Origin of the sequence: Methanorbis furvi (assembly GCF_032714615.1) — an archaeon.
GTDB classification, from domain to species: domain Archaea; phylum Halobacteriota; class Methanomicrobia; order Methanomicrobiales; family Methanocorpusculaceae; genus Methanocorpusculum; species Methanocorpusculum furvi.
This window is the reverse complement of the sequence record NZ_JAWDKA010000004.1, coordinates 23,322-43,664: the sequence shown is the minus strand read 5'-3', so window position 1 is coordinate 43,664 and position 20,343 is coordinate 23,322. Positions and strand designations below refer to the sequence as shown.

Below are 20,343 nucleotides of genomic sequence, written 5' to 3'. Positions count from 1 at the left end.
CGCAGATGGAATAAACCAAATGATGCTATATTGATTTTTGGTGATATCAGAACAAAGATAACCGGCTACTGCAATACACATCATCATGGAATTTTCTTCAGCACTCACAACCGCTGCAGAACTCATGGCAATATCTGCACGGACAGCCCCCAAAGGCAAAGGCTCTGACGTCATCGAAATAAAAATTCTCAAACATGATCAGCTTGAAGCCCTCGCCGTTGAAATGGAATCAATCGCAGCAACAACCGGCATGAAATTTTTTCTCCGTGATGCTGGAAACATTCGGAACAGCGAAACCTGTCTCGTGATCGGTGCGGACGGATTTTCCACGCTCGGTCTCAACTGCGGAGCATGCGGTCACGCAACCTGTGCGGAAATGAAATCTGCTATAGCCATCGCACCAACCGACACCCTCTTCAAAGGTCCGGTCTGTGCCATCAGATCATCCGACCTCGGTATAGCCGTAGGCTCTGCGGTCAAAACCGCATCAATCCTCAACGTCGACAACCGCATCATGTACTCTGCAGGTTGTGCGGCTCTTGCCCTCGGCCATCTCCCCCACTCAACGATTGCGTATGCAATTCCCCTCTCGGTCACGGGGAAAAGTCCGTACTTTGATCGGTGACAAAATTCTCATGAAAAAAGATCAAACACCCGGGAACGCGAATTGATAACCCATCCGAACAATATGAGTATCATGAACCTGCTAACTGACGAGGACGGAGAGCTCGCCCTTTCCCGGGCAAGAACGCTTGTCGAGGGGGTTGTGAAGCGAAAACCGGTGGAAGAGATTGCATACCCTCCGGCATTTTCAGCAAAGCGCGGAGTGTTTGTAACGCTGAGTGAGTTCGGCGATCTTCGAGGGTGCATTGGGATTCCTTATCCTGTGATGCCGCTCTCCGAAGCTCTGGAGGATGCGGCGGTTTCTGCAGCCGTCCGGGACCCAAGGTTCCGGCCGGTCTCGCCAGCAGAGCTTGCAGATATCAGCATCGAAGTAACTGTGCTGACACCGCCCGAAGCTTTGATCTGTAGTCCTGCTGAGCGTCCCGACCATGTGGAGGTCGGACGTCACGGACTGATTGCAAAAGCCGGCAGCAGAAGCGGACTTCTTCTGCCGCAGGTTGCAACCGAGTACGGCTGGACGCCGGCAGAGTTTCTCAGCCAGACCTGCATCAAGGCCGGCCTTCCGCAGTCGGCATGGCGTGAGAGCTCGTGCAATATATTTTTGTTTGAAGGCCAGATATTTCGTGAAAAGTAAATCGGCGAAATTTTCTGAAATGGTACGAATACCATTACTCTCAAAAAAATATTGTTTCCCCATCGTCAGACATATTCATAATCCGCGAACTCCAATATAATTCTCACGTGAGAGGGAGCATGCGGCCGACGGTGATCATTTCGGGATTGCTGAGGAAAGTCCTCCCACCATTCAGGTAACGCAGCCGTGTGCAAGCACGGGTGGCGAGAGTCACGGCTCTGGAACAGAAACGACACGTCCTCTGCGGAGTAATGAGACGGCACCTAACCCGTCGAGCGCTGATGTAGAGGGATCGATGGAACGGCGAATCCCTGCGGGTGCAAGTCGGAACAGGACCTTCGTGCGGCGCCTGAACGCCATGGTCCGGGTACGACGCTTAGCCGAATGCCGCAACGAACAGGAGGAGGCTTATCACTCCGACTCACGTTTTTCGTAACTGTTTTTCCGTGTAAGTGTGGTGAATATATGGCAGATAATACAAAACTTGGAACGATTCTAATTCTTGCAGTGATTTGTGTGGGAGTGCTGCTTATTGTCTCCTCGGGAATTTCTGCATTGCAGAGCTATCAGACAATCGCAGATCCGGACAACGAAACAGTTACCCAGACACCGGAAATGATGACATCTCCGGTACCGACAACAGCGCCATCGGTTGCTTCGACCACATCAGCAGTGCCGGCAGCCACCACGCTTGGAGCGACGGAAACTGTACAAACGCTCGCCCAGCCGACCGCGACCACAGCAGCACAGAGTACGAGCCCCACCGTTTCCCAGACGGTTGCCGCAGCACCTGCCAAAGCTCCTGCTACAGGTGATCCTATTCTCGGTAACTGGGCCGGAGAGAAAACCATGAAAATTGTTTTTGTAAGTGCTCACGGCTCTGCGACGGCGACATTCCGTGACGATTACTCAGGTTCTGCCGCTGGCGATTTCCAGGGAGCAGGCCGTGACGAAATATTTGATGCGAACTTCATCTGGGAAAATCTCGGTAACGGAAAGTATCTTGGGACGTACGGCGATAAGACCCTTGAGTTTTCACTTGACGGCGAAGTCCTCACCATGACTCTCAATCCGAAGAAGCTTGGTGTGGTGGAGTCAGAGATTTTGAATATGGATATACCGTTTGAGATGCACCGGGTCTGAAATGACCCAACTCATACTTTAATTACGCTGAAACGTCGATGATACTAGTACCATGAGCTGTTTTGAGTGTACGCAGTGTGGACTGTGCTGCCTGGGGATCGGTGAGATTGTCAGGATGGACCGCCAGATCTCCAAGTACGGATTTTATATCAAAAATGAAGTGGTGGGTGAGACAAAAGCTGTCCTCGTCACGCCTGAGTACCGCGACATTTTTGACAGTGATCACTCAATTCAGGATGAACATCGTTCAGCCTGTTTTTTTGTTCGCAAACGTGCGGACGGCAAGTATGTCTGTACGGTGCATCCGGGCAGGCTTTTCATTTGTAAGGATTATCACTGCTGTGCTGCACGCATCAGCAAAAATGGTGAGGAGGTCGCCCGCGTCAAAGGCAAGGTTTCGCTGGTGACGCAGGATGAGGATCTGAAAAATATCTGGCTTGATGGTGTGCAAAAGCAACCAGATCGGTCACGCGAAGAGATCACCGCTCTCCTCCGCGGTCATGGATACTCGGTGTTGTTTTATGACGGTGAATGAGATTTCTGTTCAGCAGGGAAAACTTCGGTGTACTGATGGTACATCAGTAACGCCGGAGAAGTGCAGGTTCTGTCTGCACTCCCGCTACTTTGTGATTGCGGGTGTTGCGGAACGTTCGCCGGCTCTTGCGTTTTGTCTGCGGGAGCGGACAACGAAAGAGATCGATGTGACGAAGGCGTCTGCGGTTGGTTGTGCTGAAGAGCGGGGCGACGGGTACGCAAGTATTGGAAATATTATTTCGTGATGTGAAAAAAATTATTTTTCCATTTTGATTTTGTAAAATTTTTTGTCGGCCGCATACTTTGCAAGTGTTCCGTCTTCCATCTGATACACCTGTCCTACGACAAACTCTGGCTGCTCTTCCTCGGAAAACATTTCCTGCGCACGTTCACTTGCATTCTCAAGAATTATTTCCTGACGCTTGCTCACGAATCGTTTGTTGTATTTTGTTTCGATGCGGGAGATTACTGCAATCAGGATGAGGCAGCCGATAATGACCACCGCAAAAATTATCCAGCTGCTCGTTCCAACATCCGTTCCCTCGTACATACCTACTTTGTATGGGACACGGGAGAGGATAAAAGTAGTGGGAATTTATCTTGTCACAGGTTGACGTACGTTACTATATCAGAGTTAGACCGAAAAACAGTATTACTGAGATTCGTAGTTAATTTGTTTATTTTTAGAATATTACCTGTATTAAATTGAATTACGGGGGATAGCTATTTGTGTCTGAAAAATATATTAGATGAATAAGAAGAACATGAGGCATCTCCTCCAGAAAAATCTTCGACCTCTTCCATTCCAACTGTTCGGAAATTCCGAACAGTTGCCCGGCCACAATCATGACAAAAAATCTCTACCTCACCAGCAGTACCGCCGAGTACCTCATCTTCTCTCTCCACAATGAAGCCGACGGCATCGAAGTCCGCTACGAAAACGGAACACTCTGGCTCACGCAGAAAGCAATTTCACAGCTATTCGACGTCAGTAAATCTACCCTCAGCGAACATCTGACCCTCATCTACCAAAACGGCGAGCTGCTCGAAGATCGAACTACTCGAAATTTTCGAGTAGTTCAAACCGAGGGGGATCGTCAGGTAACCCGGGACATCATTCATTATAATTTGGACGCCGTCATCTCTGTTGGTTACCGCGTAAACTCTGTGCGGGCAACCCAGTTCCGCCGCTGGGCGACAGGAGTCCTCAAACAATACACCATCAAAGGCTACATCATCGACAAAAAACGCATGGAGAATGGAGGACTCCTTGGCGAAGACTACTTCGAAGAACTTCTCGAAGAGATCCGGGAAATCCGTATCAGCGAGCGAAGATTCTACCAAAAGATCACTGACCTCTACGCGACTGCAATCGATTATGACAAAGACTCAACCCTTACCAAACAGTTTTTCGCCAAAGTACAAAACGCCATGCACTACGCAGTAACCCAAAAGACCGCCCCTGAAATAATTTATACCCGTGCTTCGGCTGAAAAACCATGTATGGGACTGACCTCATGGAAAAACTCGCCTGATGGAAAAATTCTCAAAAGCGATGTCATTATTGCCAAAAATTATCTCAACACAGAAGAGCTCAGCGACCTGTCACGGATTGTCAGTGCATTCCTTGACCTCGCCGAAGCCAGAGCAAAAAAACGCATACCCATGACCATGCAGGACTGGGCGGAACGGATCGATAAATTTCTCCTTGCAGATGATCGAAACATCCTGAAAAATTCAGGAACCATCTCCGCAGAGATTGCAAAAGAACACGCCGAGTCTGAGTACGAAAAGTATCGCATCACGCAGGACAAACTCTACAAATCAGACTTCGACCTCCTCATGGAACAAGAGGAAAAGTATCATAGATAATAAACAAAAAAAACGTAAGGGATTATCCCCCAGTGCAGGATCACAGCATCTTTTTCAAAAACTGTCCGGTATAACTCTTCTTCACCTTCGCCACATCCTCAGGCGTTCCCTCCGCAATGATCTTTCCGCCCGCATTACCGCCCTCCGGTCCAAGATCGATAACATAATCCGCACACTTGATCACATCCAGATTATGCTCGATCACCACAACCGTATTGCCCTTCGCAACAAGACTGTCAAGAACACCGATCAGCTTCTTCACATCATGGAAGTGCAGACCGGTAGTCGGCTCATCCAAGAGATACACCGTCTTTCCGGTCGCACGCTTCGCAAGTTCCCTCGTCAGCTTGATTCTCTGTGCCTCGCCCCCTGACAAAGTCGTCGAACTCTGACCGAGCTTAATGTAGCCGAGACCAACATCAGCCAGCGTCTCAATTTTTGCACGAATGTTTGGCACATTCGCAAACAGCTCCAACGCCTCGTCCACACTCATGTTCAGCACATCGGAGATCGACTTGCCCTTGTACTTCACCTCAAGCGTCTCTGCATTGTAGCGGGTTCCCTTACACTCCTCGCACTCGATGTAAACATCAGGCAGGAAATTCATCTCGATCTTGATAACTCCGTCGCCCGAACATGCCTCGCATCGTCCGCCTTTCAGATTGAACGAAAACCGTCCCGGATCGTAACCGCGAAGCTTCGCCTCCTTCGTCTCAGCGAAAAGTTTACGGATGTCATCAAACACCTTCGTGTAAGTTGCCGGATTCGATCTCGGTGTTCGTCCGATCGGAGACTGATCAATCACAATCACCTTATCGATCTCGGACTCGAAGATCAGATCCTTGTAACTCCCGGGCGTCACGCGGGATTTATAGATCTCCTTCATCAGCGCCTGATAGAGCGTGTCGTAAATCAGCGTCGACTTGCCGGAGCCGGAAACTCCCGTGACAACCGTCAGGGTTCCCATCGGAATTTTCGCATCGATATTTTTCAGATTGTTTTCTGTGCACCCGTTGATTCTGATGAACTTTTTCGCAGGCCTTCGGGTTTCCGGCACCGGAATCACCTGTCTGCCTGACAGATACTGGCCGGTGATCGATTCGGGCGCTGCTGCAATCTGGTCAGGAGTTCCTTCTGCCACAACGTGACCGCCGTGAACTCCGGCTCCGGGACCGATATCCACCACATAATCGGCAGCACGAATCGTGTCCTCATCATGCTCCACCACAATCAGCGTGTTGCCGATATCACGGAGATGTTGCAGGGTTCCGATCAGCTTCTGGTTGTCACGCTGGTGAAGACCAATCGAAGGCTCATCAAGAATGTAGAGCACACCCATCAGATTCGATCCGATCTGGGTCGCGAGACGGATACGCTGTGCCTCGCCGCCGGAAAGACTGCCAGCGTTGCGGGAGAGCGTCAGGTAGCCGAGGCCGACCTGCTGGAGGAACGAGAGCCGTGAGTTGATCTCACGAAGGATCAGCTTTGCGATCTCCTCCTCCTTTTCCGTCAAGGGCAGAGTGTTGAAAAACACGAGTGCGTCATCGATCGAGAGGTCGGCAACGTCGGCAATCGATTTGTCATTGATCTTTACGGCAAGCACATGATCTTTGAGTCTTCTGCCGTGACACTCGGGACAGGGAAGGACACGCATGAACTTTTCGAGTTCCTCTTTGCGGTACTCGGACTTTGTTTCGCGGTAGAGCCGTTCGGTCTGGGGAAGCAGTCCTTCCCACTGGCCGTTATGCGACCACTCGGCATTTTTCGAGGACATGACAAACTTCAGGGTGTCGTCTGTTCCGTACATGAGACCGTTGTACTGTTTCTCGGTCAGTTCCTCGATCGGGGTCATCATGGTGAAGCCGAGATGTTTGGCTACTGCGTCCAGATACTGGACACGGTAGCCGTCAAGGAAGTTTCGGTAAATTGCAACCGCTCCGTCAGCGATGGATTTGGTTTTGTCAGGGATGATCAGTTCAGGGTCGAACTTCATCTGGATGCCAAGGCCGTTACAGGTCGGGCATGCGCCGAATGGGCTGTTGAAAGAGAACATTCTGGGCTGAAGCTCTTCAAAGGAGAGGCCGCAGATTGGACACGCCATTCTTGCGGAGTAAACTGCGTCCGGTCCTTCAGCTCCGGCAGCGTAGACGAGTCCGTCTTCTGCACGTTTGAGTGCTGACTCGATTGCTTCGACAAGCCGGCTGCGGTCGGCAGGGTCGAGCCGGTCGACCACGATGTCGATGTTGTGCATGACGTATCTGGCGAGTTTGATCTCGTCATCAGTTCGGAAAATTTCTTCGTCGACCCGAACTCTGGTGAACCCGTCGGCATTGAGGTCGCGGAAGAGTTGTTCGTAGGTTCCCTTTTTCTTGCGGATGATCGGCGCGAAGATAGTAATCATCGAGCCTGCGGGAAACTCTGCGGTGATTGCGTCTGCGATCTGTTCAGGCGTTCGCGACTGAATTTTTACCTGATGTTTCGGGCAGTAGGGAACACCAACTCTTGCGTAGAGGAGACGCAGATAGTCGTAGATCTCAGTGACCGTTCCAACCGTCGACCGGGGATTTTTGGAGGTGGTTTTTTGTTCGATGGATATTGCGGGGGAGAGTCCTTCGATGCTGTCAACATCCGGTTTGTTCATGATGCCAAGGAACTGGCGGGCGTAGGATGAGAGGGATTCAACATATCTCCGCTGGCCTTCGGCGTAGATGGTGTCAAAGGCAAGGGTGGATTTGCCGGATCCTGAAACTCCGGTGACGACGACGAGTTTGTCACGCGGGAGTTCAAGGGTGATATTTTGCAGATTGTGCTGGCGGGCACCCTTTATGGTCAGGTTTTTCATTGCGATAGTACTTTTACTGCTGGTGATAAAGAGTTGCGGGATATAGCACTGTAGGGGGTGATGACTTTATTTTCACAAAGCCAATACTTTTGTTCATGGTTAGGGTACATCTCCCGAACGGTTCGGTCGCTGATGCTAAGGCAGGAACGGTTGAGGAGATTTTAGCAGGTCTTGGTTTGAATCCATATGAGATTTTAGTGACCTCTGAAGGCGAGCTTCTTCTTGCTGACGACTTCGTCGCAGAAGATCAGATACTTGAGACCACATCTATAGTACATGGAGGATGAGTAGTGGCGGTCTGTGATCTCTGCGCATCAAAGGCTGTCTGGCGTGATCCTGCGAGCGGAGCGGTTTTGTGCGGGGATCATTTTTCGGCATGGTATGAAGAGGGCGTTCGGGATGCGATTGAAAAGTATGCGATGATCCCTTCCGGTTCCCGGGTGGCGGTCGGGCTTTCGGGCGGGAAGGATAGTACTGTTCTTCTGACTGTTCTTGCAAAGCTGAATCTTGATGCAGAGTTTGTGGCGATTACGGTGGATGAGGGGATTGCGAATTATCGCGATGATACGATTTCGGCAGCCGTTTCACTGGTGAAGCGGCTTGGTGTTGAGCACCGGATTGTTTCGTTTGTTGATGTCTGTGGAAAAACGCTGGATGATCTTTTAGTGTCTGCGCCGGAACGGGCATGTTCGGTCTGCGGGACGCTTCGGCGGCGGGCGTTGAATGCTGCTGCCCGCGATGCGGGGGCGAGTCTGATTGCGACCGGCCACTGTATGGATGATGAGGCGCAGTCTGTTCTGATGAATTATCTGCGTGGTGATATCAGGAGAGTTGCTGAGAATTATCATACGAATGCAGGCGATCTGTTTATTCCAAGAATCAAGCCGCTCTGCCGCTGCACGGAACGGGCGACGGTTGCTTACGGGATTGTGAATCGTTTGCTTACACCTTTGCCTGAGTGTCCGTACACAAAGTATGCCCTCCGGGCTGATGTGCGGACCGAACTCGGCATTCTGGAGCATAAGTATCCGGGAACTCTATTTAATATTGTGTCAGGTCAGGAGAGACTGATTGCAAAACTCGGGACTGCACAGGGCGAGGTGACGGAGATGGGTGTCTGCGAGCGATGCGGCGAGCCGACGCAGAACAGGTTGTGTGCGGCGTGTACGCTGATTGAGAAGCTGGAACATTTGGAATAAAAAAATTACTTTTGTTGAACTGGTTCAAGTCAGATCAGTTTCAGCAGTTCGTTTGCCTGATCAGGCAGCATGCGAAACACATAGACACTTGGATTGGAGTGTTCGGTTTCGGGAGCCGGACGATACACAATAAGACGACACTCATCTGAGTTGTCAGGGATGATTGCGATGATCTTACTCACGGTAACGGGAATCATCTCCGGATCGGAGTCCGCAGTATACTCCGTCCACGTTATGTCGATAGGTGTTGGATAGTTTATCGTGACTACCGTTCCAAATAATTTACCGCGGACACCATCATAGTAATCGGTAGCAAGCCAGTACTGATAATTTTCTCCGGCAAGTATCTCCAGTTTTTCTTTCAGCTCAGCAGAATTTTCCGGTGAAATGCGAAGACCGTGAGAGACAACACTGAGTCCGTCAGGTTCCGTGTACAACGTGGCAAGTCCGAGGAAAATGATCGCAACAGAAAAACAGATGAGAGTGACAACAGTCATTGCGACGGTACTGCGGGACATGGGTATCTTAGTAGTATTTTTTTTCCGTAAGACATGATAAAGAGATTGACCAAAGTATGATTGGTTACTTTTGTCCATCCCCCATTCCCACTCTCTTTATCCTCCCTCCCGTCCAATACAATCCCAGCAATGACCGGCGGCGAAGAAGTCTTCAAATACAAACAATGCCTCATCCTCAGAACCGACCTCAAACTCAGCTGCGGCAAAATGTGTGCCCAGGCAGCCCATGCCTCAATAGGAGCCTTTGAAAAAGCCTCACTCCTTGACAAAAAAGCATGGATGCGGGAAGGCCAGAAAAAAGTAGCACTCAAAGCGGTGAGTGAACGGGCACTCTACGAACTCAAAGCAACCGCTGAAATACAGGGACTCCCCGTCTCCTTAATCATCGACGCAGGCTACACCGAAATACCGCCCGGAACCGTCACCGCTCTTGGCATCGGCCCTGCCAAAGCTGAACTCATCGACAAAATCACCGGCGGTCTCCCGCTTCTCTAACAATCATGAAACCATCCGCCTACCCACTCGAACAGTCCCTCGGCATGAATTATTACGCAACCGACGCCAAAGGCATCGGCGGCGTTCTCAGAAACAGCCCCGAAGACTTCATCGTCGAAGAACTGCCGGTCAAATTTACCGGCACCGGCCCCTACCTCATCGTAAAACTTACCAAACGATCCTGGGAACACCAGCATACCATGCGGGAGATCACCAAACGCCTCGGGATCAGTCCGAAGCGGCTTGCATGGGGAGGGACCAAAGACCGCAACGCAGTCACCACCCAGTACATCTCCCTTTATGACGTCACCGAAGAAGACCTCGCCAAAGTTGCCATCAAAGACATCACGCTTGAACCAATCACCCGTCATCAGTTCTCCCTCGGCCTTGGCAGTCTTGAAGGAAACCGCTTCACCATAACCCTTCGCGGCTGCGAAGCAGAAGACCTCACCGCCCGCGTTGAATCGATCACCAAAGACATCCTTGAGTCCGGCATCCCCAACTACTATGGAATCCAGCGATTCGGCGCACTAAAGCCGGTCACCCACCGCGTCGGCCTCCACATTCTCCGCGGCGAGTACGAGGAAGCGGTGAAAATGTACGTCGGCGACGTGTTCCCGCGAGAGTCCGACGAAGTCAAAGCCGCACGGCGTGCCTTCGCCGAGACCGGCGATGCAAAAGCAGCTCTTCATGACCTTCCGGTCCAGCTCTCCTACGAACGCATCATGCTTGACTCGCTCATGAAGCAGCCGGGCGACTACGGCCGTGCACTTCAGGCGATGCCGCCCAAACTTCTCTCGATGTTTGTCTCCGCGTACCAGTCCTGGCTCTTCAACTCTGCACTCTCAGCCCGTTGTGCGAGAGGCGTGCCCCTCGAAGACGCGGCGGTAGGCGAACATCTCATCTTCACCAACGACCGCATCGATACCGTGACTGAGAAAAATATCGCAACCGCCCGTCAGCATATGAAACGCGGACGGTGTGCGGTCGCCGCATGGATGCCGGGCTCAACACTTCCCGTGACTCCGGGACCAATGGAAGAAGAAATGTTTTCGCTGATGAAAGCAGATGGCGTCACGATGCAGAGTTTTGCCGACGCTGCTGCATTTACCGGAACAAACTTCGACGGAGCTCACAGAAAAATTACGCTCCGCACCGAGATCGAGTACTCGGTCGCAGGAAGTGATGTCACGCTGATGTTTACGCTTCCGCCCGGCCATTATGCAACAACCGTCTGCCGCGAGTACATGCAGGGCTCGCCTGAACAGATGGTCTGAACTATTTTTTCTGTGAAATTTCCGTGGGCGGCAGCAAAACACGACTCACTAAGCTGCATCATATTGATATATTTACAGTGTGAATCTCTCTGCACATGTTTGGCTCCGACAAACCATTTGTCCCGGGAAAATGGACGCTCATTGTTCTGTTGCTTGCAGCGATGCCGGCCCTTCTCGGGACTGCTGCGGTGGCTCCGGCACTTCCTTTGATCAGTGCCGCGTTTCCTGATGTGTCGGAGACGATGATCTCGTTTATCATCACCCTTCCTCCTCTTGCGACCGCTCTGTCGGGATTTCTTGTCGGTGCCATCTCTGACAAGTACGGGCGCAAGAAGGTCCTTCTGGTGAGCCTTGCCCTGTTCGGGTTTGCGGGAGTTTCCGGATTTTTCCTTGACTCGGTTACGGCAATTATCTTCTGGCGGATGTGGCTTGGCATTGGCCTTGCAGGACTCATGCCGACGGTCACGACGCTTCTGACCGAGTACTATAATGGCCCTACCCGTGCACGCTATTTGGGATACATGTCTGCGGCGATGGGAGTGGGGGGGCTTGTGATGCAGACAGGCAGCGGCATTCTTGCTGAGATCTCCTGGCGCGAACCGTTCCTGATCTATCTGTTCGGCATTCTGGTGATCCCTCTGGTGTTCTTTTTCATCAAGGAGCCGAAGCGTGAGGAGGAGACGGAGTCTGTGTATGATGATGGCCTGAATATCAAAAGCAGCAGGCCGACGAAGCTTGATATCAAGCCGGTGCTGATTGTGTACGTGACGCTGTTTCTTTCGCTGATCATGATGTATCTGGTTTCGTCGAAGATTGCGTATCTGCTGACGCAGGTAGCGGATGTTTCGACAACGGTCTGCGGTCTGGTTCTTGGTCTTTGTGCTCTCTTCAGTGCGGTTTCGAGCTACTCGTTCTGGCGGTTTGCACGACGGTTTACGTCTCTTCAGATGTTTTCACTGATGTTTCTGATGGAGGGACTGGGTTTGTTTGTGATCGGGACTGCAGTTAGTGTGCCAATCATTGCGCTTGGTGCGGCTATTGTGGGTTTTGGTCTTGGTCTTGGAACACCGACCGGGGCGATGTGGCTGTCTTCGGTTACGCCGCAAAAGTATCTGGGCAAGATCATGGGAGGCCAGATTGTGGCGGTCTACTTTGGTGTGTTCGCGTCGTCGTTTGTCGGAGCCGAGCTTCTGGCGCTGACCGGAACCTATCAGGGTCTGTTCCTTGCGATCGGTGTTGTGGGTGTGGTTATCGGTGTTGTGTACTGGGTTACTGCGGGACTTTTCCGCGGAAGACGGTCAGGTGTGTGAAAAAAAATATTTTGAATAGGAAACGCGAATCGCATGCCTTCGGCCTGCTCACCGCTTCGCGTTTCACAAAAAAAGTGGCTGTTCCTTTCAGAACAGCGGAAGTTTCTTACTCTGGCTGAACACCGCAAACGCGAGATATATCGCAATGAGTGTTGGAATCAGAGCAACAACTCCCTGAATCGGAGAGAGCGACACAACAAACACACCAATCAGTGCGTAGGACACGGCAGTTACCAAAATCATAACCGCAGGAAGAACTCTCGACTCGGTTTTCAGCAGAGTGATGATGCCTACTACCGCCATCATGACAGCGATCAGATAGAATGCTTCGCTCACAACAAAAGCATCTCCTGCGACGGTAACATTTGCAATCTGACTGCCGAGGAAGAAGAACACTCCCATCAGGAAAAACATGGCCGGTGTGTACTTCATCCTACCGAGCGTCCAGAGAAGGACCGCGACAAGACAGAGCATGATGCCGCCCATCATTTTTACGGCGACAACATTTTCGAGCGGGGTTCCGACACTGTTGGTGAAGTAATAGACCACGTCCACTGCAAGAAGCAGCCCGAAGATAAGATAGCCAAGCACTGCTCCGCTTACTTTGAAATCAGTCTGGGCATCAGACTTCAGCAGAGTGCCGCACGGCAGATTGCACCGCTCAGCAGACACGGCAAGGGCAAAGTAGAGTGCAAGAAGACCGCCAATTGCGGCGGTGAAGATTGCGAGCGATTTTATTCCGAGTCCTCCTCCGATAAGTTCCAGACCGATAAACAGTGGTAACAGGAACAGCAGATACTTTTTCTTTTCCGTGCTGGTTAAGAGAACTGCTGCAAGAATCAAAAAGAAGACTCCGACCGTCAAAATTCCGTTGTCAGGGAAGACCTTCTCAGGCCTGAGATACAGAATGCCGAGATTGAGTCCGAACATCAGAAATGTGATGGCGGTCAGATCCCGGTTTCGCATAACAAGCAGGAGAACTCCGAGGATGATCAACGGCAGGGCCAAACCTGCACTGAGTATTCCCGGACTGGTGAGAAGATTCAGTCCAAGAGACACCGCAAGATAGAGCAGGTACGTTGCGATGAGGAGAAATCCTGCTGCTGACAGGTAATTTCTGATCTCGGTTTTTTCAATTTCATTCATAATACATGAAAATTTACCTGTTTCTATATAAAAATATCCTGAATCCTGATCTTGAATTATTGTGTCTCTCTTTCTTGCGAAAAAATCGGCTTTGCCCATAAATTCGTTTATTGGCAAACAATGTCCGGCATTGTTTGTTGCTCCGCCCACGGAAAAACGGAACACACGAAATTACACGGAAAAACATCACGGAGCAGACATGAACATCACGGAAATGAATTTTCGAATTTTGTGATGTTCGCCTGAATAGCCCAAAGAAGACAGAGAACTTCACAGAAAAAAACATCACTATGAGACGAAAACATCATGAAACTGAATTACTTTCAAATTCCGTGATGTTCACGTCTGCTCCGTGATGTTTTTTTCCGTGATATTCTGTGTGTTCCGTTTTTCCGTGGGCGGTTCATACATAAAAAAATCATGCCGCCACTGATACATTTTTCTCTGTTTTTCGCTAACTGTTGAACAAAGGTCCCTCATCATGCCCAATCATCTCTCCCAAGAAAAATCTCCGTATCTTTTGCAGCATGCCACCAACCCGGTAGACTGGTATCCGTGGGGACCGGAGGCTTTTGCGAAGGCTGCGGCAGAAGGAAAGCCAATCCTTCTGAGCATCGGCTACTCGACCTGCCACTGGTGTCATGTGATGGAGAGTGAGTCGTTTGAGGACTGTGAGGTTGCTGCGGTTTTGAATGAGGGGTTTGTTTCGATCAAAGTGGATCGTGAGGAGCGGCCTGATATTGATGCAGTATATATGAATGTGTGCCAGGCAATGACGGGTTCGGGCGGCTGGCCGCTGACAGTTCTGATGACTGCTGATCAGAAGCCGTTTTTTGCCGGAACTTATCTGCCGAAGCATGCGAAGTTCGGGAAGCCCGGACTTCTGGAATTTCTGCCTGAGGTGCTCGGGCTGTGGAAAAAGGACCGCGATCAGATTCTTTCTGCGGCTGATGAGGTTGCAGCGTTTGCTGCAAAGGTGGCCGCCGGCCGCCCGGGAGCTGTGAACAGGAGTCTTCTGCGGTCTGCGGTTGGACAGTTCCGGCAGAGTTTTGATTCCGGGAACGGGGGTTTTGGTCCGGCTCCGAAGTTTCCGATGCCGCATAATCTGTTGTTTCTGATGCGGTATTTTGAGGTTGAGCATGATGCGTTTGCAAGATCGATGGCTGAGAAGACGCTGACGCAGATGGCCCGCGGAGGGATTTGTGATCAGGTTGGCGGAGGGTTTTCGCGCTACTCGACGGATGGGTCCTGGCTTGTTCCGCATTTTGAGAAGATGTTGTATGATAATGCTCTTCTTGCGTATTCGTACGCGGAGATGTTTCGTCTGACGAAGAATTCTTTTTTCAAGAATGTTGGGATTGGAATTTTTTCGTATGTTCTGCGGGAGCTTCAGAGTCCTGAAGGAGGATTTTTCTGCGGGCAGGACGCGGATAGTGAGGGGGTTGAGGGGAGGTTCTATCTGTTTTCCCGCTCTGAGGTTCTGGATGTTCTGGGTCCGAAGGACGGATCTGAGTTCTGCGATTGGTTTGGGATTTTGGAGCACGGGATGGTTGAGGGGAAGAGTGTGCCAAATCTTTTGGGGAATGCGGAGTTTGCGAAGCAAACTCCGCATATGGCGCTGCTTCGCGAGCGAATGTACGATTATCGGAGAGACCGTTCGAAACTGTTGACTGATGATAAGGTGCTGACGTCATGGAATGCTCTGATGATTTCTGCGTTTGCGAAAGGTTACCGGGTTTTTGGAAACGAGGAGTATCTTGCGGCAGCCGTTCGCTGCCGTGAGTTTGTTGATCAATATCTGCGGGATGCTGACGGGCGTTTGTTTGTCCGGTACCGGGATGGTGAGGCGGCTGTTTTGGGCCAACTTTCTGATTATGCGTTTTACTCCTGGTCGCTTCTTGAGTTGTATGCGGCGAATTTTGATGCTTCGTGTCTTTTGGATGCTGTTCGTCTGGCGGAAAAAATGGTTGAGCTGTTTTCTGATGAGGAGAACGGCGGTCTGTTTTTGTATGCGTCTGATGCCGAGCAGTTGATCGGGCGGCCGAAGGAGGTGTATGATGGGGCAATGCCTTCGGGAAATTCTGCGGCGGCTCTGGTGTTTGTGAGGCTTTTCCGTCTGACTGGTGATGTACGATGGCAGGAGATTGCGGAGCGTCAGCTTTCGTTTGCTGCGGGAGTTGCGGAGCGGTATCCTGCCGGGTACTGTCTTTTGCTTCTTGCGATGCTTGAGATGTTGTATCCTGCGGGCGAGGTTGTGTGCTGTTCTGCTGAAGATGAGGTTTTACGGGATGTGTTGGAGTTTTCTGAAGCGTCGCATGCTGCTGTTCTCTTGAAGAGGGCGTCTTCTGCTGATGTTCTTGCGGAGGTTGCGTCGTTTACTGCTGCGTATCCGGTTCCTGAGAGTGGGGTGATGCTGTACTTCTGTTGTGACGGGATGTGTTCTGCTCCGGTCGGGAGCGTAGAGGAGCTGAGGGAGTTGGTTGCGAAGCGGTGAGGTTAGTGGTGGATATTTTTTCTGGAAAACGTAAGCGGGTAAGTGGTGAGTGTGGACGCACAGGATAAACCAACCGCAGATTTTCGCAGATTTCCAAATTTGCCAATCGCTGTTATCTTGCGTTCGGGCGGGACTCCGGCTAATCGCCTCCGTCCATTTCGCCCTCACTGGATAACAGCTGGCAAATTTTCATCGTTTTTTTGTTGGAGTGGTGAGTGTGGTTTTTTCTCATCATATTCATTCACCCCCCACCCGCTCACATTTTCTAAAAAATGCAATCAGTGTGAATCCATCATTGTTTTTTCTCATCGTTCCCACTATCACTCAACAAAAAACCAAAAAAAATTTGCCAGCCATTATCCAGTGAGGTCGAAATGGACGGAGGCGATTAGCCGGAGTCCCGACCGAACGCAAGATAATGACGATTGGCAAATTAAATATCTGTGTGAATCCGTGGCGTTTTTTTCTCACGAGGCCACACTCACCACTCACCAACTTGCATTTTTCAAAAAAGAACTAAAATTTTTTTTCCAGCATCGCGTAACTGAAACCGATGTAGTCGATACATGAGGCTACAAATCAGGATGGTTCCAACCCCTTATTTCAAAAATAATTCAGTTTTCGGCGAGTTGCATTTTGTGTAGCAGGTATTTTGTTATTGTGGTTTTCAGTAAATATTTTCTCAAGAGAACAGTACTGATTTTCCGGCTACATCGGCTACACTTTTTCGCAAAATTGATTCTCCAGGATTTGTTTTTCATTCGAGTAATAATTCATCAGATTTTTCTGTAACCGCATGCCGGCTACCGTTTTACTCGGCACGGACGACTTCTTCCATCTGAAGGAATTTCCTGTATGTTTTTTCCGCGTCCACGGACAAACGGTAGCGGTTCTGACCTCTGTCAGTTTCGACCACCAGCAGTTCTGCGGCATTCAGCCTCTTGAGATGCCAGTGCGCTGCACTTTCGCTGACATTTAGATGCTCTGCGAGATCCTGTTTGGTGCTTTTCGGATTGTTGAACAGTTCAACGAACGCCGTCTTCTCGCTTTCGCGGGAGAGTACGGCAAGCACCAGCTTCTCAATGTCGGTGTAGGATTTTTTCTTGGAAAAATAGTGCGGGTTTTTGGAGTACCTGAACTCTAGGATCTGACTCTTCATCCGTGTTGTTCTGAGATGATGACGGAGACTGCTGCGGGGAATATTTGTTCCGTTGGCGATCTGCTGTATGGACTGACCGGGGTTTTCAGTGATGTAGGTGAGAATTTTTTCCGGACGTTCACTATCCTGCTGATCTTTTTTCCTGGTTTCACGATGATAGAGGATGATGAATGCAAGTCCGAGAGCAGAGACGAAGAAGGTGATGAGTTGTCCTGTAATTGGGGGGATGTATCCCATGGGAAACACAATGAGTCTTCTGAGAATTTCCTTTGGAGGCATCTGCCATAGTTCGATGGTTTTAATCTCTGTTCCGTCATAAATGGGAACAATCTCTTCATCAACCACTTCAAAAACAATCCCTTGGGGATCCAAGGATGTTTTGGAATTGTTCGGATCATGATTGATGCCGCGAATTTCTCCACCCTCAGCAAAAAAAAGAACAACTGCTGCGCTGAAGAGAATCAGTATTGCAAGTATGATAATGCCGATTTCCCGCAGCTGTTCTCTATCCATTTTTAGTAGCTCTTAATGATCAAAATGTTCGTCTGCCTGTCTGCCCATGTGCATCGATCACATCACATCCCTGAAAACTTTCTGCAATCAATATTGATTGAACGTACCTCGTGCGAAAATATTTTCTCCCGATTCATTATAAATCGTCTGACCAAAATGTGATGGGTTGGCAAAATTTTTCTGATGATTATGTTTTCATCTTGTGTACTTCGGCCAACATTATTTTCCCAATGAAAATGTGTTTGCAATTTATCCTGCCCGTGCGGCTTCTTCCATCTGAAGAAATTTCCTGTATGTTTTCTCCGCTTCCTCGGTCAGTCGATAACGAATCTGTTTTCCGTCAGTTTCGACCACCAGCAGTTTTGCGGCATTCAGCCTCTTGAGATGCCAGTGCGCTGCACTTTCGCTGACATTTAGATGCTCTGCGAGATCCTGCTTGGTGCTTTTCGGATTGTTGAACAGTTCAACGAACACCGCCTTCTCGCTTTCGCGGGAGAGTACGGCAAGCACCAGCTTCTCAATGTCAGTGTAGGATTTTTTCTTGGAAAAATAGTGCGGGTTTTTGGAGTACCTGAACTCTAGGATCTGACTCTTCATCCGTGTTGTTCTGAGATGATGACGGAGACTGCTGCGGGGAATATTTGTTCCGTTGGCGATCTGTTGTATGGACTGCCCGGGGTTTTCGGTGATGTAGGTGAGAATTTTTTCCGGACGTTCACTATCCTGCTGATCTTTTTTCCTGGTTTCCCGATGGAAGAGGATGATGAATGCAAGACCGAGGGAAGAGATGAAGAGGGTGATGAGCCGTGTTGTGATAGGGGGAATGTACGCCATTGGAGTAGTTATCACATCTGCAAGAATATCTCGAAGAGGCAACTGCCACAACTCTACTTTTTTGATCTCTTTTCCGTCATAGATAGGAACGATCTCCTCGTCAACCACCTCAATGACATATTTACTGTGTACTAATGGTTTTGCCGGACCATTTGGATCATGATTCAATCCGTAAATCTCTCCACCCTCAGCAAAAAAAAGAACAACCGCTGCGCTGAAGAGAATCAGTATTGCAAGTATGATAATACCAATTTCCCGCAGCTGTTCTTTTTCCATTTTTAGTAGCTGTTAATGATCAAAATGTTCGTCCGCCTGTCTGCCCATGTGCATCGATCACATCACATCCCTGAAAACTTTCTGCAATCAATATTGATTGAACGTACCTCGTGCGAAAATATTTTCTCCCGATTCATTATAAATCGTCTGACCAAAGTGTGATGGGTTGGCAGAATTTTTCTGTTATAATATATTTGCAATTCACTTGGCCTGAGCTGCGGCTTCCATCTCAAGAAATTTTCCGCATGCTTTTTCCGCTTCCCCTGTCAACTGGTAGTGGTTCCTGCCTCCCTCAGCATGAACCATCAGCAGCTCTGCGGCATCCAGCCTGTGGAGGTACCAGTGAACTGTGATCTCACTCATATGCAGGCGTTCTGCGAGATCCTGCCTGGTACTCTCAGGATGTTTGAGCAGCTCCACGAGTACCTGCTTTTCATTCTCCCGGGAGAACACCGCAAGTACCAGCCGTTCGGTTGCCGAATAGGATTTTTCCAGAGAAAAATAATGCGGGTTGCCGCAGTACTCTTTCTGTGAAATCTGTCCTGCTTTCTGCATCTTATTAACATGATAGCGAAGACTGCTGCGGGGAATCTCTGTTCCGGCAGCTATCTGCTGCATGGACTCTCCGGGATTTTTCGTGATATAGGCAAGAATTTTTTCCGGACGATTGATTTCGTTTTGATTTTTTCTGCCGGTGTCTTGGAGGTAGAGGAAGGCGAAACCAAAACCAAGAGCAGAGATGAAGAAGGTAATGAGTTGTCCGGTAATTGGTGGGATGTAGGCTGTGGGGGCTGCTATGAGATGCCTGATGATCTCTTTTGGCGGCAATTCCCATAACTCGACAGTTTTGATCTCTCTTCCGTCGTAAATCGGAACAATCTCCTCCTCGACCACTTCAATCACATATTTACTATGTACTAATGGTTTTGCCGGACCATTTGGATCGTGATTGATCCCGCGAATCTCTCCGCCCTCTGCAAAGAACAGAACAACCACTGCGCTGAAGAGAATCAATATTACCAGTGCGATAATGCCGACTTCCCGCAACTGTTCTCGTACCATATTTAGCAGCCTCAAAAGATCCTCTAAACAAAACTTTGTTTTTCTGTCAGAATTTCAAACGGTATCCGATTCTCTGAGTAAATGATGATTATCGGCACGGTCTGAATATATCTTATGCGAAGATATTTTACCCTCATTCATTATAAATAGTCTGACCAAAGTGTGATAGGTTGGATAAAATTCCATATTCATGATCTCATCATGATCAAGTACACATCAAACCCATCACACTTTGGTCAGATTATTTATAATGAATGACTCGTCATAGATTCAAGTGGCAAATCCGGGATCATTCTTCAAGCTGGTTCACGGATTTTTGGAGTCATGAAAGAACATGAAACAGGTATCAAACACTCTCAGTAGCAAAACGATCAATGCTCTTGGATACATACCATGCAGACCGTGTAATAT

Annotated in this window: 20 protein-coding genes and 1 other RNA gene; 14 read left to right on the top strand and 7 right to left on the bottom strand. The window is 49.6% G+C overall.

What is annotated here, in order from left to right:
• Window positions 1-85 precede the first annotated feature (85 nt).
• The 6 genes from McpAg1_RS04150 (at window position 86) to McpAg1_RS04125 (ending at window position 3,180) form a co-directional block, all read left to right on the top strand.
• Entirely contained in the window at window positions 86-625 is a 540-nt protein-coding gene (locus McpAg1_RS04150; RefSeq protein WP_338094032.1) for a ferredoxin domain-containing protein, read from the top strand.
• Window positions 626-697: 72 nt separating this feature from the next.
• Entirely contained in the window at window positions 698-1,258 is a 561-nt protein-coding gene (locus McpAg1_RS04145) for a TIGR00296 family protein (RefSeq protein WP_338094031.1), read from the top strand.
• Window positions 1,259-1,367: 109 nt separating this feature from the next.
• Window positions 1,368-1,681: RNase P RNA component (gene rnpB / locus McpAg1_RS04140), an RNA gene on the top strand.
• Window positions 1,682-1,723: 42 nt separating this feature from the next.
• A complete protein-coding gene (locus McpAg1_RS04135; protein WP_338094030.1) occupies window positions 1,724-2,401 on the top strand; it encodes a hypothetical protein in 678 nt (225 codons plus the stop codon).
• A gap of 115 nt (window positions 2,402-2,516) precedes the next feature.
• Window positions 2,517-2,936 carry a hypothetical protein gene (locus tag McpAg1_RS04130; protein WP_338094029.1) on the top strand — a complete coding sequence of 140 codons (420 nt, stop codon included), beginning with the start codon at window positions 2,517-2,519 and terminating at the stop codon, window positions 2,934-2,936.
• A complete protein-coding gene (locus McpAg1_RS04125; protein ID WP_338094028.1) occupies window positions 2,923-3,180 on the top strand; it encodes a hypothetical protein in 258 nt (85 codons plus the stop codon). The genes McpAg1_RS04130 and McpAg1_RS04125 overlap by 14 nt, the downstream gene beginning before the upstream one ends.
• Window positions 3,181-3,191: 11 nt before the next feature.
• Here the strand turns inward: McpAg1_RS04125 and McpAg1_RS04120 are convergent, their stop codons facing one another.
• Window positions 3,192-3,485, bottom strand: a complete 294-nt coding sequence (locus McpAg1_RS04120; protein ID WP_338094027.1) for a hypothetical protein — start codon at window positions 3,483-3,485, stop codon at window positions 3,192-3,194.
• A 296-nt stretch (window positions 3,486-3,781) separates the two neighbouring features.
• Here McpAg1_RS04120 and McpAg1_RS04115 point away from each other — a divergent pair, with 296 nt between their 5' ends.
• Window positions 3,782-4,807, top strand: a complete 1,026-nt coding sequence (locus tag McpAg1_RS04115; protein WP_338094026.1) for a virulence RhuM family protein — start codon at window positions 3,782-3,784, stop codon at window positions 4,805-4,807.
• A gap of 40 nt (window positions 4,808-4,847) precedes the next feature.
• Here McpAg1_RS04115 and uvrA read toward each other — a convergent pair whose 3' ends face one another.
• Entirely contained in the window at window positions 4,848-7,649 is a 2,802-nt protein-coding gene (uvrA, locus tag McpAg1_RS04110) for an excinuclease ABC subunit UvrA (protein ID WP_338094025.1), read from the bottom strand.
• Window positions 7,650-7,744: 95 nt separating this feature from the next.
• Here uvrA and McpAg1_RS04105 point away from each other — a divergent pair, with 95 nt between their 5' ends.
• Window positions 7,745-7,936 carry a ubiquitin family protein gene (locus McpAg1_RS04105; protein WP_338094024.1) on the top strand — a complete coding sequence of 64 codons (192 nt, stop codon included), beginning with the start codon at window positions 7,745-7,747 and terminating at the stop codon, window positions 7,934-7,936.
• Between the two features lie 3 nt (window positions 7,937-7,939).
• Window positions 7,940-8,848 (top strand): TIGR00269 family protein, encoded by a 909-nt coding sequence (locus McpAg1_RS04100; protein WP_338094023.1) that lies wholly within the window; start codon window positions 7,940-7,942, stop codon window positions 8,846-8,848.
• A 29-nt stretch (window positions 8,849-8,877) separates the two neighbouring features.
• On the opposite strand, the gene McpAg1_RS04095 is transcribed toward McpAg1_RS04100, so the two are convergent.
• Window positions 8,878-9,366 (bottom strand): hypothetical protein, encoded by a 489-nt coding sequence (locus McpAg1_RS04095; protein WP_338094022.1) that lies wholly within the window; start codon window positions 9,364-9,366, stop codon window positions 8,878-8,880.
• 129 nt (window positions 9,367-9,495) lie between these two features.
• Between McpAg1_RS04095 and pth2 the strand changes: the two genes are divergently transcribed.
• The 3 genes from pth2 (at window position 9,496) to McpAg1_RS04080 (ending at window position 12,448) form a co-directional block, all read left to right on the top strand.
• Window positions 9,496-9,861: a peptidyl-tRNA hydrolase Pth2 gene (pth2, locus tag McpAg1_RS04090; protein WP_338094021.1), complete on the top strand. Its 366-nt coding sequence runs from the start codon at window positions 9,496-9,498 to the stop codon at window positions 9,859-9,861.
• A 5-nt stretch (window positions 9,862-9,866) separates the two neighbouring features.
• Window positions 9,867-11,138 (top strand): tRNA pseudouridine(13) synthase TruD, encoded by a 1,272-nt coding sequence (gene truD, locus McpAg1_RS04085; protein ID WP_338094020.1) that lies wholly within the window; start codon window positions 9,867-9,869, stop codon window positions 11,136-11,138.
• 95 nt (window positions 11,139-11,233) lie between these two features.
• On the top strand, window positions 11,234-12,448 hold the full coding sequence (locus tag McpAg1_RS04080; RefSeq protein WP_338094019.1) for an MFS transporter: 1,215 nt from the start codon (window positions 11,234-11,236) through the stop codon (window positions 12,446-12,448).
• An 87-nt stretch (window positions 12,449-12,535) separates the two neighbouring features.
• Here McpAg1_RS04080 and McpAg1_RS04075 read toward each other — a convergent pair whose 3' ends face one another.
• Window positions 12,536-13,594 carry a hypothetical protein gene (locus McpAg1_RS04075; RefSeq protein ID WP_338094018.1) on the bottom strand — a complete coding sequence of 353 codons (1,059 nt, stop codon included), beginning with the start codon at window positions 13,592-13,594 and terminating at the stop codon, window positions 12,536-12,538.
• Between the two features lie 481 nt (window positions 13,595-14,075).
• Here McpAg1_RS04075 and McpAg1_RS04070 point away from each other — a divergent pair, with 481 nt between their 5' ends.
• Together McpAg1_RS04070 and McpAg1_RS04065 are read left to right on the top strand one after the other, a co-directional pair.
• Window positions 14,076-16,088: a thioredoxin domain-containing protein gene (locus McpAg1_RS04070; protein ID WP_338094017.1), complete on the top strand. Its 2,013-nt coding sequence runs from the start codon at window positions 14,076-14,078 to the stop codon at window positions 16,086-16,088.
• A 51-nt stretch (window positions 16,089-16,139) separates the two neighbouring features.
• Complete coding sequence (locus McpAg1_RS04065; RefSeq protein WP_338094016.1) at window positions 16,140-16,658, top strand: hypothetical protein; 519 nt, start codon at window positions 16,140-16,142, stop codon at window positions 16,656-16,658.
• Window positions 16,659-16,899: 241 nt separating this feature from the next.
• Here the strand turns inward: McpAg1_RS04065 and McpAg1_RS04060 are convergent, their stop codons facing one another.
• The 3 genes from McpAg1_RS04060 to McpAg1_RS04050 form a co-directional block, all read right to left on the bottom strand.
• Window positions 16,900-17,760 (bottom strand): winged helix-turn-helix transcriptional regulator, encoded by an 861-nt coding sequence (locus tag McpAg1_RS04060; RefSeq protein WP_338094015.1) that lies wholly within the window; start codon window positions 17,758-17,760, stop codon window positions 16,900-16,902.
• A 249-nt stretch (window positions 17,761-18,009) separates the two neighbouring features.
• Window positions 18,010-18,870, bottom strand: coding sequence for a winged helix-turn-helix transcriptional regulator (locus McpAg1_RS04055; protein ID WP_338094014.1), 861 nt, complete (start codon window positions 18,868-18,870; stop codon window positions 18,010-18,012).
• A gap of 201 nt (window positions 18,871-19,071) precedes the next feature.
• A complete protein-coding gene (locus McpAg1_RS04050) occupies window positions 19,072-19,932 on the bottom strand; it encodes a winged helix-turn-helix transcriptional regulator (RefSeq protein WP_338094013.1) in 861 nt (286 codons plus the stop codon).
• Window positions 19,933-20,343 lie beyond the last annotated feature (411 nt).